Source organism: Enterovibrio litoreus, assembly GCF_045679545.1.
Taxonomy (GTDB): domain Bacteria; phylum Pseudomonadota; class Gammaproteobacteria; order Enterobacterales; family Vibrionaceae; genus Enterovibrio.
The window spans coordinates 2312266-2326710 of the sequence record NZ_CP166194.1; the positions used below are offsets into that span (position 1 = coordinate 2312266).

The window sequence follows — 14445 nt, forward strand, 5'->3', positions numbered from 1 at the left end:
ACAAAGAAGAAACGACACGCTCAAACCGGTAAAGATGTGATCGTAACCGGACGTTTAGACGCAGATACCGCGCAGTTCCGTCCTTTCGTTTTGGCTTCATTTAACGCGGTATGCGCCAAGTTAATCAGTTTATCGAGCGCTCTGGAGTAAGGGATTTTCTCTTCACTGTCACTACGAAACGCGCAGTAGCCGACGCTAATAGTGACTGGGGTTCCTTCTACTTCACAATGCGCAACATGCGCCGCCATTCGCTCGCACACTTTCACCACTTCTGATTGCAAGGTGTCGGGAAACCACACCAAGAATTGTTCGCCACTGTAGCGCGCAACGTAATCGTAGTTACGCACGGCTTGTCTCAATGAGTCCGCAACACCTTTAAGAATGCGATCACCTTCTTCATGACCATACTTTTCATTGAACATGTGGAAGAAATCGATATCCACCAGCGCTATCGCCCCTTCTCCGTCTCGACGGATCAGTTGGTTAATTTCGCGGTGAAGATAATCAAACAAGGCACCACGATTAGGTAAGTCGGTGAGCAAATCAATGTGCTGAATGTTTTGTAAACGCTCACTGAGTAATTGATAGGACGTACGCGCGCCAAACAATTCCTCGCGATACTCTTCATTTTCAAGTTTGAGTTCAAGTAGCCCTGCCATCAGCAAAAGCGCATTTTTATCATTGGCATTGCTCCCACCCAAATCGTCGGCACTAAAACTTAGGGTCCCCCACACCAAGCCGCCAAAATGAATGGCAACTCCCCAATAGGCAACAGGCATATTTTTCATATAGGGGTGCCCACTCAATTTTTCATGTGAGCGGATATCAGGTGCGAGTACGGGCTCTTTCATACCCGCGACGACGCTACTAAAAGAATTCGCCAATGGCATAACATCTGAAACAATAGCGTATGAAGCACTCACATTCTCGCCCGTGTTCGCCGAAAAGCGCTCCAGAACTTGGAGCTCTTTATCGCTGACTCTAGCGAGCTCTCCGACGCTGGCACCAAAATGATTCGCCCCTACTTTGAGTAGATCGACGACCCAATCAGAAAATGACTGACCGCGCCGACGGCTTAGCTTTTGCAAATCGCACATAAATTTATCAAGTGAAGGTTTGTTGTCAGACAAGGCAAGATTGGCGGTCATAGAAGGTTCCAACTTTGAGATCTTTGTATTAAAAGAAATAGCACAGGACGAGCCATAAGTGTTTTTCTCTGCCCTTTTCTTTTATCCAAATCGAATCGTTCTTGCTGATCAATGTGCCTGTTCTGTATGAACAATGCGTGATCGTTTGAGGCCATTTTAGTTCTCAACAACGAAATCAAACGGCTATGCTAAAAGCGTTAACAAAAAAGAGAGCTATATCTGAATACACATAAAGTGTTCACGTTAGAGGAGTTACGCCATGCCAAAAGTCACGTTCGGTCAAACAGGAAATACTGTGGAACTTTCCAGCGGTAGTTCGTTAATCGATTTGGAAGACACAGGAAGAAGCGAAGTGCCGTTTGGTTGTCGTTCGGCAGCATGCGGGACTTGCGCCATTGATGTGGTGGCAGGCATGAACAATCTAAGCCCAAAAAATGAAGAAGAGATCGATTTGCTCGATACCTTAGACATGGACGGTGACAAACGGCGTTTGGCTTGCCAATGCAGCGTGTATGGCGATATTACCATCATTCCTGTTAATTAAGGTTGTCGTGCTGTCTTGCTGCTGAGTTTGATACGGATTTCCGTTCGAGCATTTGATCTAAACCGCGTGATTTCTCGCGGTTTAATGTAAAATTCCTTCCCTGTTATTCGGTCTAACGCCGAGCATTTCCCTCCCACCCGCACAGACTAAAAGGTTGACGCGTGATATCCAAGCTTCCCAAATGGGTTGAATATGGGGCTTTTATTCTTGCCCTTACCGCAGGTTGCGTTAATGGCATTGGCTTATTAGGTTTTGAGCATCAGGCTATTTCTCACCTTTCTGGCACTGCGACACTTATCGGCACCGATCTGATCAAGAGTCACCCTGCGCAACTCATCCATTTGTCGAGTATTCTTGCGGGGTTCTTCGGCGGAGCATTGTTGTCCGGTTTTATCTTGAAAGATGGCACGCTATCACTCGGGCGACGTTATGATTTGCTGCTGTTGGTTGAAGCGGCACTGTTGCTTGGCGCGATATATCCAATGCAACACAATGCCATATATGGGTTGTATCTCGCCGCTGCGGCGTGTGGCATCCAAAATGGATTGGTAACAAGCTACAGTGGCGCGATTGTGCGCACCACGCACATCACAGGGATCATCACAGATTTAGGGTTGATGTTCGGCGCACTGCTGCGCGGACAACCACTGAACCGCCGTAAACTGGTGCTGTTTTTAGTCATTGCCGTTGGGTTTATTCTCGGCGGAACACTCAGCGCTATTATCTTCCCATTATTCGGCGCATATTCCTTCGCAGCGCCAGCTATGGTGTGTGTTGTGCTTGCGATGATTTACCGCATCTACATGAGGCAAATAAGCGTTCGTTTGCGCTAACGTTTTTTACCGCCAAACAATGACCCCATAATGCCGCGAATGATCTGCCTACCCAACTGGCTTCCCATGGCTCTGGCGGCACTTTTCGCGAGGGACGACGCGATATCCATTCCACTGGATGATGCACTTTCACGGGAACGACTTTGGCGCGAACGGGGGGCTTGAGCTTGCTGCTCCTCTTTTTGTTTCTGTTCACTCTGTGCTTGCTGCAATGCTTTCTCTTTCAATACTTCATAGGCGGAATGCCTATCGATAGCTTGATCGTATTTTGCTTTAAGCGGCGAACGAGAAAGCCGCTGGGTGCGTTCGTCTGCCGTTAAAGGGCCAATTCGAGATTGCGGTGGAGCAATAAGCACGTGCTCGACAACAGTGGGCGTGCCTTTTTCATTCAGCACGGAGACCAAGGCTTCGCCAATACCCAGCTCCGTCAGCACACTGGCGGTATCTAACGCGGGGTTTTCTCGGAAGTTTTCGGCAACGGTTTTAATCGCTTTTCTGTCTTTCGGGGTAAACGCCCGCAGTGCATGCTGGATTTTCAGCCCCAGTTGCCCCAGTACATCTTCTGGGATATCCATGGGGCTTTGGCTAATAAAATACACCCCAACGCCTTTAGAACGAATCAGCCGAACCACTTGCTCAAGCTTTTCCAATAGTGGCTTAGACGCGCTTTCAAATAACAGATGCGCTTCATCAAAGAAAAACACCATTTTGGGCACGTCAGCATCCCCTTGCTCGGGCAATTGCTCGAACAGTTCAGACAAAATCCACAACAAAAAGGCACTGTATAAACGCGGTGACTCTGCATACAGACGGGTCGCATCAAGCAAATTGATCACGCCTTTTCTAGAGTAGTCGACTTGCATCATATCGCTCAGTTCAAGTGCGGGCTCGCCAAAGAATTTGTCACCGCCCTGTTCATCAAGCACTAATAACCGTCGCTGAATCGCGCCAATACTTGCCGATGAAATATTGCCATAATCCAAGGAGAGTGATTTGGCGTTTTCACCCATCCAAACGAGCATGGCACGCAGATCTTTGAGATCTAACATCAACATGCCTTGCTCATCAGCAATTTTGAACGCGGCATAAAGCACGCCTTCTTGGGTATCGTTAAGCTCGAGTAAATTGGCCAGTAATAATGGCCCCATGTCAGAGATAGTGGTGCGCACGGGTAAACCGTTTTCGCCATACAAGTCCCAAAATGAAACCGGAAAGCCCTGTTGTTGATAATCAGGGAGTGGCATCTTGGCTAAGCGCGCGTCAATTTTAGGGTGTGGTTTACCCGGAACGGCAATCCCTGAAAGGTCGCCTTTGATGTCAGCAGCAAACACAGGGACTCCTAGCTGGCTGAATCCTTCTGCCAATACTTGCAGGGTAACGGTTTTACCCGTTCCCGTTGCGCCCGCAATCATACCGTGACGATTGCTCATTTTGCCTAACTGAACAATGGGGGTTTCGTTTGATGCACCAAGGGTAAATGTGTGTTTGCTCTGCATAGCCATTCCTTAGCCTAATGGGGATGATTAGAAAGATAGAGCAATAGACGCGAAAAAGATGACGAGCCAGTGAGACAACGTTGAATTAGGCCGTGGTGTTGATAATGGTTTGTACATCAAGAGTGATACCAGCATCTCGACGCGGAGAACAGGGGTGAAAAACATGAGCGGGGGCAACTTAACCACTGTCGCTTTCTGTCATATTACGCGTTCTGTGTTTGTTTCAAGGAAGAACGATGAAAGACGAAACGCTCTCTATCCATGCAGGTTATCAAACTGACCCAACAACCAAATCCGTTGCCACACCTATCTATCAAACCGTTGCTTATGAGTTTGACAGTGCCCAGCATGGTGCTGATTTGTTTAACCTTGCTGTGCCGGGAAACATTTATACCCGCATTATGAACCCAACCAATGACGTGCTGGAACAACGCATGGCCGCCTTGGAAGGGGGGATCGCTGGGCTGGTAGTCAGTGCAGGTAGCGCGGCGATTAACTATGCCATCCAAACACTTGCTGAAATCGGTGACAACATTGTGTCTACCCCTCAGTTGTACGGTGGCACTTATACTCTGTTCGCACACATGCTGCCAAAGCAAGGTATTGAAGTTCGATTTGCCAAAGACGACAAACCAGAAAGCCTTGCGGCATTGATCGATGAAAAAACTAAAGCTGTTTATTGCGAAAGTATTGGTAATCCCGCAGGTAACATCATTGATTTAGCTAAGGTTGCCGAATTGGCTCACGCACAAGGTGTGCCTGTCATCGTCGACAACACAGTCGCAACACCAGTGCTTTGCAAACCCATTGAACACGGCGCGGACATCGTTGTTCACTCGTTGACAAAATATGTGGGTGGTCATGGTACAACGCTTGGCGGCGTGATTGTCGATTCGGGCAAATTCCCTTGGGCGCAGCACAAAGCTCGCTTCCCTGTGTTTAACCAACCCGAAGCGGCTTACCATGGTGTGGTGTATACCGAAGCCTTTGGCGACGCAGCTTTTATTGGTCGTGCACGTACGGTTCCATTGCGTAACACTGGCGCAGCGCTCTCACCCATGAATGCGTTCATGTTGATGCAAGGACTAGAAACCTTGTCGCTACGTATGGAGCGTCATGTTGAGAATGCCGTTAAAGTGGCTGAGTATTTGAAAGCGCACGATAAAGTCAGTTGGGTCAGCTATGCGGGTCTGCCTGACTCTGAATTTTATGATCTGGCGAATAAATACATGAGCGGAAAGCCATCGGCGATTCTGTCCTTTGGAATGAAAGACGGTTATGACGCAGGCGTGCGCTTCTATGATGCATTGGGCTTGTTCAAACGTTTGGTGAACATTGGTGATGCAAAATCACTCGCTTGTCACCCAGCATCGACCACACACCGTCAATTGAGTGCAGAAGAACAAGCACAGGCGGGCGTCTCGCCGGAGATGATTCGACTGTCGGTAGGCATTGAACACATCGACGATATTATTGCCGATCTGGAGCAGGCACTTAACGCCTAACTGATATTTGCAATAGCACTCAGCAACATGTCTTGATGATAAAGCTCGCTTCGGCGGGCTTTATCTTTTCCGAACACACAGAATAACAACGTCTAACACACAGAAAAAACAGCAAAAATCATTAAAGGTTTTGGGTTTCACGTCGATAAACAGAAGGTATCCAGAAGAACTGCTGAGAATTATGCAAATCCACGCACTCGACAAAGCCCAACTTATTACTGATGTGCAGCTAGGTGATCACCTAAGTCATGCTGTGACTCAGGGCCGTCGCTCGGATTTTGCTTTGATGCTGGCACTTCTTTCTAGTGACGCTACAGAAACAACCCCTCTTAACCCGCCTTACCCTGAAAAAGCGACCGAAGCCGATCTTCGTCAAGCGCTGAACTTGCCCGAACCTACGCGCCTGATTGCTGAAGAAAAAGATTATGAATTGTGCGGAACGCAAGCAGATGCGTTCCACAAAGCCGGTATCGCCAGTGCACGATTAAATCACTGTGTCACACCGTCAGCTTTACATTTTCCTGCCATTGGAACGCACAATTTGGGCGAAGATGTTTATCATAATCTCTCTGGACACCAGAGAAGACAGCTTGCGGCTGAAAATACTAAAACTACCGCACTTGATCCGGTAAATCTATATCAGCAATTGGTGACAGCAAAACGCTATCAAGAGCTTAACGCTCAAGCCTAATGATTTGATTAACAAAGAATTATTTATATCAACTAACACAGCTAATTTATTACTTCAACTTCTTCCACCCCAAAAAACATAACTGTGATCACTTACTAAAAAAATCACTTTGCACACAGTTTGCACACACTTTTTTGAACAAATTCACATCGCTTTCTCAAATCATGGTCCAAGATTGTTATCCGCCCGTTGAAAAGCTGGGTATAAGTTGTTAGTTAGTGCCGTATAACAATGTAATAAGTCAGAGTAAATTGAGAAAGGTCAGACAATGGATATCGCAAAATCCGTCATTGTGATTACTGCAGCAGGCACACCAACCGGACGTGCAATGGCTGAATATTTTTGCAAGCTAAACGCACGTGTTGCCTTGGTAGATACTGAAAGACAAAAGCTGCAAACAACCTACGACTCGTGCATGAGATCAGGAGGTATTTGCTACTCCTTCTCTCTCGCCAGTCGAAGTGTTGAGAACATTTCCTTTCTGTTTGAGGAAATCAATCGCGAGATGGGTGCGGTAGACGTGTTGATTAACTATTGGCAAGCAAGTTGTTTACCTAGCCTGTTGGCGAGCAATGACACCGTGGACCAAACCATCGCTGATGTTGCCTCTAATCTCTATCTATTCGGACGCGGCGCTGCATTCAACATGCTTGATCGAGGCCGTAAAGGCGTCATCGTGAATATCCCTGGCTTACAAGCTGAGATGGGCCGTAACCAAAGCCTTGATAGTTCAAACGCGGTTATTCGCGGTTTAACTCGGAGCTGGGCGCAAGAATTAGAGCACGCCAATATTCGTGTAGGTGGGGTACTTCCCCGCAAACGTCATTATGATAATGGCAATGTCCATTATCACCCTGCGGTTAACTACGACATGATTGATGGTGCCGCATACATCGTTGAAAACGACAGTTTCACCGGCCGTATATTAGAAGCTGCAAGTTAGACGGTTGGTGAACTTTGCCGTAGCCGCTTCTGTACCCTTTTCCTTGAAATGACCTAAATTCCGACAATGGGTAACTGCCTATTGTCAGGGCTTATTCGCTTCAAAGGGTATTGACCACTGCCAATAAAAAAGCCCGCGAAAGCGGGCTTTTTCTATCAGGTCAGCGAATTACGCTTTTGCTGATTCTTTTTTTGCTTTTGCAGCAGGCTTAGCAGCTACATCACGGTCTTCTTTCTTCTTGATAACCGTTGTACCTTCGAAAGTTTCACCTTCAACAAAGGCTTTACCGTAGTAAGAAGAAACCAGCACTTCTTTCAGCTCAGTGATCAATGGGTAGCGTGGGTTTGCACCAGTACATTGGTCATCGAACGCTTCTACTGCTAGGCCTTCAAGCTTCGCGTGGAAATCAGCTTCAGACACACCAGCCGCTTGGATAGACAATGGAATGTCCAAGTTAACTTTCAGTTCTTCCAGCCACGTTAGCAGACGCTCAATTTTCTGAGCAGTGCGGTCGCCTGGCTGTGCCAGACCTAGATGCTCAGCAACTTCTGCGTAGCGACGACGTGCTTGTGGACGGTCGTACTGAGAGAATGCAGTTTGCTTCGTTGGGTTGTCGTTAGCGTTGTAACGAACCACGTTAGAAATCAATAGTGCGTTCGCCAAGCCGTGTGGCAGGTGGAACTCAGCACCGATTTTGTGCGCCATAGAGTGACATACACCTAGGAATGCGTTAGCAAACGCGATACCTGCGATAGTCGCTGCATTGTGCACTTTCTCACGAGCAATAGGGTCTGCCGCGCCGTTTGCGTAGCTCGATGGCAGGTATTCTTTCAGCATCTTCAGAGCTTGAAGCGCTTGGCCATCCGAGTATTCGTTCGCAAGAACAGACACGTAAGCTTCTAGTGCGTGAGTCACTGCATCGTAACCACCGAATGCGGTTAGCGACTTAGGCATGTTCATCACTAGGTTTGCGTCTACGATTGCCATTTGTGGTGTCAGTTCGTAGTCAGCCAGTGGGTATTTAGCGCCAGTCTTGTCGTCAGTTACAACCGCAAATGGTGTCACTTCTGAACCGGTACCTGAAGTGGTAGTGATACATACCAATTCTGCTTTTTTACCCATTTTAGGGAACTTGTAGATACGTTTACGGATGTCCATAAAGCGCATTGCCAGTTCTTCGAAATGCGTTTCTGGGTGCTCGTACATTACCCACATGATTTTCGCTGCATCCATCGGTGAACCGCCGCCAAGAGCGATGATTACGTCAGGTTGGAAGCTCTGCATTGCTGCAGCACCTTTCTCTACAACAGACAGTGTTGGGTCAGCTTCAACTTCGAAGAACGTCTGAACTTCCATGCCTTGTGCTTTCAGCAACGCAACGATTTCGTCAGAGTAACCGTTGTTAAACAGGAAGCGGTCAGTCACGATCATTGCGCGTTTCTTACCTTCCAAATCGCCAAGCGCGATTGGCAGGCTACCACGACGGAAGTAGATTGATTTAGGTAGTTTGTGCCACAGCATGTTCTCAGCTCGCTTCGCTACAGTCTTCTTGTTGATAAGGTGCTTAGGACCAACGTTCTCAGAAATTGAGTTACCGCCCCAAGAACCACAACCCAAGGTCAGTGATGGTGCAACATTAAAGTTGTACAGGTCACCGATACCACCGTGAGTGGTTGGGATGTTGATAAGAATACGTGCAGTTTTCATCTTGTCACCGAAGTAACGGATGCGATCTTGGTTTACATCTTGGTTAGTGTACAGACCAGAAGTGTGGCCGATACCGCCAATTTCAACCATGGTCACTGCTTGAGCAACAGCATCTTCGAAATCATCAGCACGGAACAGACCCAGTGTTGGAGACAGTTTCTCGTGAGCGAACTCGTCGTCGTAAGACACTTTACCTAGACCTTCACCGATAAGTACTTTGGTGTCTGCTGGTACAGTAACGTTTGCCATTTCAGCGATCTTAACCGCTGGTTGGCCAACGATTTTCGCGTTTAGTGCGCCGTCAATAAGAAGAACTTTACGCACTTTCGCTGCATCTTCTTTGCTCAGTACATGTGCTTTGTGAGAGGCAAAACGTGCTTTCACTTCGTCATACACTGAATCAACAACAATAGCGGCTTGCTCAGAAGCACACACTACGCCGTTATCGAAAGTCTTCGACATCAGGATAGAGGCAACTGCACGCTTAATGTCCGCTGTTTCGTCGATAACAACTGGAACGTTACCCGCGCCTACACCGATAGCTGGTTTACCAGAAGAGTAAGCCGCTTTAACCATGCCTGGACCGCCAGTTGCAAGGATAAGGTTGATGTCGTCGTGCTTCATTAGAAGGTTTGACAACTCAACTGATGGCTCATCAATCCAGCCGATGATGTCTTTCGGTGCACCCGCAGCAACAGCCGCGTCTAGAACCAGCTTCGCAGCGTCGTTCGTAGAGTTTTTAGCACGTGGGTGTGGCGAGAAGATAATACCGTTACGGGTCTTCAGAGAGATCAAAGATTTGAAGATAGCCGTTGAAGTTGGGTTGGTCGTAGGGACGATACCGCAGATGATGCCTACAGGTTCAGCGATAGTGAAAGTACCGAACTCGTCGTTCTCTTCCAAGATGCCGCAGGTTTTTTCATCTTTGTATTTGTTGTAGATAAATTCAGAAGCGAAGTGGTTCTTAATAACTTTGTCTTCGACAATACCCATGCCAGATTCTGCTACAGCCTGTTGGGCTAGTGGGATACGGGCATTGTTCGCCGCCAAAGAGGCCGCGCGGAAAATTTTGTCGACTTGCTCTTGCGAGAAAGTGGCGAACTCTTTCTGTGCGTTCTTTACACGCTCAACCATTGCATTGAGTTCGGCTACGTTAGTTACAGGCATAGTTGTCTCCTACATACCTAAAGTTTGAAAATCATTTAGTAACTACATGCTAATTTGATTAGTGGCCTAAGAAACTCACATTCCCCGTGAGCCTTGGCAAGCATTTAGTAAATAACTTTCAAAACTGATTATAGATTTTCAGAGAAGCAGAAAGTTGATCCGGATCATGTGTAGTAAACTTTCACAAAGTTTTTCATTCACCGCTCATTTTTCAATCAAAATGCTCTATAATCCACGTTTTGAAAGCATAAAATCACATTAAAACCACCAGAATGTAACACATGTGCACTGTGTCTCACACACTTGTACAACGACTTTTTGTTTTATAAAAATGACAAGACACTTGAATGTGATGCATGTCACATATGTTAATTTAGTCATCCATGCCTGCTTTACTTTCACTATCAAGAAACCTGATTACATTTAGGCCTCTCAGCGTTAGAACGCCTGTTTTTCAGCATTCTGAGCTTTCCTCGTAGCGCTGGTCATTGCGATGATATCTACTTATTGGCATTTAACTTTTCGTCGCTATACTACCGCTCGCGATTGTACTTTTGCGATCTCAGACATAGTGTCCACTTTTCACTGACGAGTGATTGGAAATGAATAGCATCGAGTTTGTAATATTTTTTCAGTTTTTTATTGGGTTGTTTGCTGCGGTAAACCCACTTGGCATTATGCCAATCTTTGTTTCACTCACTGCACATCTCGATCCGGCAGAGCGCAACAAAACGGCGTATACCGCGAGTATTGCAGTAGCGGCAATTCTGGTTGTGTCATTGCTCGCTGGGCAATTACTTCTAGATGTGTTTAGCATCTCGCTAGATTCGTTCCGTGTGGCGGGCGGCATGCTTCTCGTGAGCATTGCTTTCACCATGATGAACGGTAAGTTGGGCGAAGATAAACAGAACAAGCAAGAACAGTCTGAGTCGATCAGTCGCGAGCAGATCGGCGTCGTGCCATTGGCTATGCCACTTCTTGCTGGCCCTGGTGCGATAAGTTCGACCATAGTGTATTCAAGTCGCTATCCGAACTCCGTCGATACGATTGGCTTAATTATCACGATCTGTGTCTTCACAGCGGGTATTTGGGGCTTGTTCCGACTGGCGCCGGCTATTGTGAAATTTCTCGGTCAAACAGGCATCAACGTGATCACCCGTATCATGGGTCTGATTCTTGGTGCGTTGGGCATTGAGTTTATTGCCAACGGAATGAGAGCGTTGTTTCCCGGATTAGGCGGATAAACTAAACACCAAAAACATTAAACAAATAAGAAGAGAGGAGCCAAACGGCTCCTTTCTTCTTTAATGCGTATTAAGAAACAGCATGGCGTATTTAGAACATGTAACGCGCGCCAGCTTGAAGTTGATTATCACTAATTGGACCGTCTAAGCGGTTAGATTCTTAGCCTGTATAGCCACAAGTTCACTCGTAAATCACTACGGGGCTGAGCGAAAACTCACCGCTGCGCAAGATTCGGATGGCGTCTAGAAGTTGTAGCTCATACCCAGGCCACCCTGAGGCTGCCATTCCCAATCCTTTTCTTCGTCCCCCCACACCTGGTTGGAATACTTCACTCCAGCGAACACGTTTAGAGAAAGATCTTTGCTGACATTATAGGTGTAAGTCACCTCAGGCAAAGCAAACAAAACGTAAGTGTCTTTGTAGTTGCCGTTCATTACCGTTGGTGAATTCCACTCGTATATTTCATCCCCCATCAGGAAAGGACTCCACGCAGCACGACGGTTTGAGGTGATATACGGGTCAAGGCCACCGACAAAACTGAAGTCCAGACTGTCGTTTTCAGAGAATTTGTGCAGCGTTGACGAGTATTGCAACCACGCCATCAACATAAAGTAGTTGGCACTGTCATATTCCTGGTTTTGCTGACCAGAAAGCACAAAATTACCGCTGTACCACTCTTTAAACAGGTAACCGTTCAGTGTCAGGCTGAAGTTGGCCGGCAATTGAATGGTCGACAGTAAAGCGATTGCCGCGGTGTTGAACGAGCCGGACGGCCCATCGGTATTCCAGCCATGAACATAAGCTGGCTGAATGGCAAGCTCGCTGAGTGAAACCGCACCAGACTTGTCGAAATAGCTCGCCAAGTCTATCGATTGCTGCACCATTACGTACGAGGTCTTGGAGCCATCGAAAAAATTGTGATTTTGATAATTTAAAGAAGTCTCACCTGTGGCTTTGGTGCCAAACAGACTGTTTTGGCTGACAGACAAGGTCGCCTGCGGGTTGCTGTAGCTGTTATCGTATTGGTTATCCGCACCTGTATAGGTGTAAAGGTTCCATGCCCTATCCCACTCCAGCTCTAAGCTAACCAAAGGGGTTAGGTTGTAACTCAGATCGACATTGCTGTGTCCCCCTTCCGTTTGGTAGTCACCGGCATCGCCGTAAAACGTCTGCGTCACGCTCACTGATCCATTCGGAGAAAACTCCTCGGCTGTCACACCGGTGGCTAACGCCATAAATGGCACAAGGAACAAAATCCGCTTGTTTTCCATACTCACCTCTTACCAATAACTCATTGAAAATATTTTCCTTATCACTGAATGGCTTCGCTTAATGCATCTTGCGTCGACCGCCCCATCCTTTCAGTGATTGGCGTTTCTTTTGAGGTACTGACCACGACCTTTGAGGATGAAGCTTAGACAATTTCAGGCCATTCAGGCGGCAACACGTGGCGGATCAGCTGAGTTTATTAGATTGAATGTACGTGAGTATCGGATTCATGATGTTTGTCTTTTTATTGGAATGAGTTAGTGGGCAACAGGCATAAAAAAACGGAGCCTGAGCTCCGTTTGTAGTTTTCGTTTTTGCAGCTTGATGTTAGCGAGCTATCAAGGCGCTTACTTACGACGCCACGTTGTTCCACCAGCGCCATCTTCTAACACGATGTTCATCGCTGTTAGCGCATCACGAGCGATATCTGCCGCTGCCCAATCTTTGTTTGCGCGTGCATCATTACGTGCTTTGATCAGCGCTTCAATTTCAGCCACTTCATCGTCTCCGCCTTGCGCGTTACCTTGTAGGAAGGCTTCTGGGTCTTGGCCAAGTAGACCTAACACATCAGCGAGTTCACGCATACGAGCAGCCAACTTTGATGCTGCCACAAGGTCTTCCGATTTCAGGCGGTTGATTTCACGTACCATGTCAAACAGCACGGAGTAAGCTTCTGGGGTGTTGAAGTCATCATTCATTGACGCTTTAAAGCGCTCAACAAACTCTTCACCACCTTCCGCCTCAACAGATGCATCCAAACCGCGAAGCGACGTGTACAAACGCTCCATCGCTGAACGTGCTTGTTTGAGGTTTTCTTCGCTATAGTTCAGCTGGCTACGGTAATGGCCTGACATCAGGAAGTAGCGAACCGTTTCAGCATCGTAATGCGCAAGCACGTCACGAATGGTGAAAAAGTTATTCAACGATTTTGACATTTTTTCACGGTCAATCATCACCATGCCGCTATGCATCCACGTATTCACATACTGGGTATCATGGGCACAGCAAGACTGCGCAATTTCGTTTTCGTGGTGTGGGAAAGTCAAATCTGAGCCGCCACCATGAATGTCAAAGTGGTTACCCAAAATGGCAGAGTTCATGGCAGAACATTCGATGTGCCAACCCGGACGCCCTGGCCCCCAAGGTGATTCCCACGTCGGCTCACCCGGCTTAGACATTTTCCATAGGACAAAATCAAGCGGACTCTTTTTCGCTTCTTCAACGTCAACACGTGCGCCAGCTTGAAGTTGATCCAAATCTTGACGGGACAACTTGCCGTAATCGGCAAATTTCGCCACTTCAAACAGCACATCGCCATTCGACGCAACGTAAGCAAAACCGCGTTCGATCAGGCGCTCGACCAGTGCAATGATTTCAGGAATGAACTGAGTAGCACGAGGCTCAACATCGGGACGCTTCATGTTCAGCGCATCAAAGTCAGCGTACATTTCACCAATTAAGCGCTCAGTCAGCGAATCACAGCTTTCGCCGTTTTCCGCCGCACGTTTAATGATTTTGTCGTCAATATCCGTAATGTTGCGCACAAAGTTGAGGTCATACCCCAAGAAGCGCAGGTAACGCGAAACAACGTCAAAAGACACGAAAGTGCGACCGTGACCTATGTGACACAAATCGTAGATGGTAACCCCGCACACATACATACCAACCTTGCCCGGATGGATAGGTGTAAATTCTTCTTTTTTCTTCGTGAGGGAGTTGTAAATTTTCAACATAGCCGTCGGGTTACCCATTACAATAATTAACGTCATTTAATGACTGCATATTACACCTTTTCCTTTCGTCTAAGGCAAGGCTATATACCCGAGCAACTTGAAAGTACGGGAATTCGGATAGCGTGTGCCTCCACTTACCTGCACTCAGTCGTTTTTTCTGCGGC

At 47.2% G+C, this 14445-nt stretch carries 11 protein-coding genes; 6 read left to right on the top strand and 5 right to left on the bottom strand.

The annotated features are described in order from the left end of the window. Window positions 1-20: 20 nt before the first annotated feature. Window positions 21-1148: a GGDEF domain-containing protein gene (locus tag AB8599_RS10115; protein ID WP_407330779.1), complete on the bottom strand. Its 1128-nt coding sequence runs from the start codon at window positions 1146-1148 to the stop codon at window positions 21-23. Window positions 1149-1407: 259 nt separating this feature from the next. Between AB8599_RS10115 and AB8599_RS10120 the strand changes: the two genes are divergently transcribed. Beyond that, a complete protein-coding gene (locus AB8599_RS10120; RefSeq protein ID WP_407330780.1) occupies window positions 1408-1692 on the top strand; it encodes a 2Fe-2S iron-sulfur cluster-binding protein in 285 nt (94 codons plus the stop codon). A gap of 161 nt (window positions 1693-1853) precedes the next feature. Then, entirely contained in the window at window positions 1854-2525 is a 672-nt protein-coding gene (locus AB8599_RS10125; protein WP_407330781.1) for a YoaK family protein, read from the top strand. On the opposite strand, the gene AB8599_RS10130 is transcribed toward AB8599_RS10125, so the two are convergent. Continuing rightward, entirely contained in the window at window positions 2522-4021 is a 1500-nt protein-coding gene (locus AB8599_RS10130; RefSeq protein WP_407330782.1) for a helicase HerA-like domain-containing protein, read from the bottom strand. The two genes, AB8599_RS10125 and AB8599_RS10130, sit on opposite strands and share 4 nt — an antisense overlap. A gap of 236 nt (window positions 4022-4257) precedes the next feature. Between AB8599_RS10130 and AB8599_RS10135 the strand changes: the two genes are divergently transcribed. From AB8599_RS10135 to AB8599_RS10145, 3 genes are all read left to right on the top strand, one after another. Beyond that, window positions 4258-5526, top strand: a complete 1269-nt coding sequence (locus AB8599_RS10135; protein ID WP_407330783.1) for an O-acetylhomoserine aminocarboxypropyltransferase/cysteine synthase family protein — start codon at window positions 4258-4260, stop codon at window positions 5524-5526. Window positions 5527-5707: 181 nt separating this feature from the next. Continuing rightward, window positions 5708-6217 (top strand): VC2046/SO_2500 family protein, encoded by a 510-nt coding sequence (locus tag AB8599_RS10140; RefSeq protein ID WP_407330784.1) that lies wholly within the window; start codon window positions 5708-5710, stop codon window positions 6215-6217. A gap of 268 nt (window positions 6218-6485) precedes the next feature. Beyond that, on the top strand, window positions 6486-7160 hold the full coding sequence (locus AB8599_RS10145; protein ID WP_407330785.1) for an SDR family NAD(P)-dependent oxidoreductase: 675 nt from the start codon (window positions 6486-6488) through the stop codon (window positions 7158-7160). A 168-nt stretch (window positions 7161-7328) separates the two neighbouring features. Here the strand turns inward: AB8599_RS10145 and adhE are convergent, their stop codons facing one another. After that, a complete protein-coding gene (adhE, locus tag AB8599_RS10150) occupies window positions 7329-10034 on the bottom strand; it encodes a bifunctional acetaldehyde-CoA/alcohol dehydrogenase (RefSeq protein WP_407330786.1) in 2706 nt (901 codons plus the stop codon). A 602-nt stretch (window positions 10035-10636) separates the two neighbouring features. On the opposite strand from adhE, the gene AB8599_RS10155 reads away from it, so the two are divergent. After that, window positions 10637-11278 (top strand): YchE family NAAT transporter, encoded by a 642-nt coding sequence (locus AB8599_RS10155; RefSeq protein WP_407330787.1) that lies wholly within the window; start codon window positions 10637-10639, stop codon window positions 11276-11278. A gap of 243 nt (window positions 11279-11521) precedes the next feature. Here the strand turns inward: AB8599_RS10155 and AB8599_RS10160 are convergent, their stop codons facing one another. Next, window positions 11522-12550: a hypothetical protein gene (locus AB8599_RS10160; RefSeq protein ID WP_407330788.1), complete on the bottom strand. Its 1029-nt coding sequence runs from the start codon at window positions 12548-12550 to the stop codon at window positions 11522-11524. A 345-nt stretch (window positions 12551-12895) separates the two neighbouring features. Then, a complete protein-coding gene (gene cysS / locus AB8599_RS10165) occupies window positions 12896-14281 on the bottom strand; it encodes a cysteine--tRNA ligase (RefSeq protein WP_407333209.1) in 1386 nt (461 codons plus the stop codon). Window positions 14282-14445 lie beyond the last annotated feature (164 nt).

Excerpts from the sequence above, each read along its gene's own strand:
- AB8599_RS10115 (WP_407330779.1), bottom strand. The coding sequence starts at position 1,148 with ATGACCGCCAATCTTGCCTTGTCTGACAACAAACCTTCACTTGATAAA.
- AB8599_RS10120 (WP_407330780.1), top strand. The coding sequence starts at position 1,408 with ATGCCAAAAGTCACGTTCGGTCAAACAGGAAATACTGTGGAACTTTCC.
- AB8599_RS10130 (WP_407330782.1), bottom strand. The coding sequence starts at position 4,021 with ATGCAGAGCAAACACACATTTACCCTTGGTGCATCAAACGAAACCCCC.
- AB8599_RS10135 (WP_407330783.1), top strand. The coding sequence starts at position 4,258 with ATGAAAGACGAAACGCTCTCTATCCATGCAGGTTATCAAACTGACCCA.
- AB8599_RS10140 (WP_407330784.1), top strand. The coding sequence starts at position 5,708 with ATGCAAATCCACGCACTCGACAAAGCCCAACTTATTACTGATGTGCAG.
- AB8599_RS10145 (WP_407330785.1), top strand. The coding sequence starts at position 6,486 with ATGGATATCGCAAAATCCGTCATTGTGATTACTGCAGCAGGCACACCA.
- adhE (WP_407330786.1), bottom strand. The coding sequence starts at position 10,034 with ATGCCTGTAACTAACGTAGCCGAACTCAATGCAATGGTTGAGCGTGTA.
- AB8599_RS10155 (WP_407330787.1), top strand. The coding sequence starts at position 10,637 with ATGAATAGCATCGAGTTTGTAATATTTTTTCAGTTTTTTATTGGGTTG.
- AB8599_RS10160 (WP_407330788.1), bottom strand. The coding sequence starts at position 12,550 with ATGGAAAACAAGCGGATTTTGTTCCTTGTGCCATTTATGGCGTTAGCC.
- cysS (WP_407333209.1), bottom strand. The coding sequence starts at position 14,281 with ATGTTGAAAATTTACAACTCCCTCACGAAGAAAAAAGAAGAATTTACA.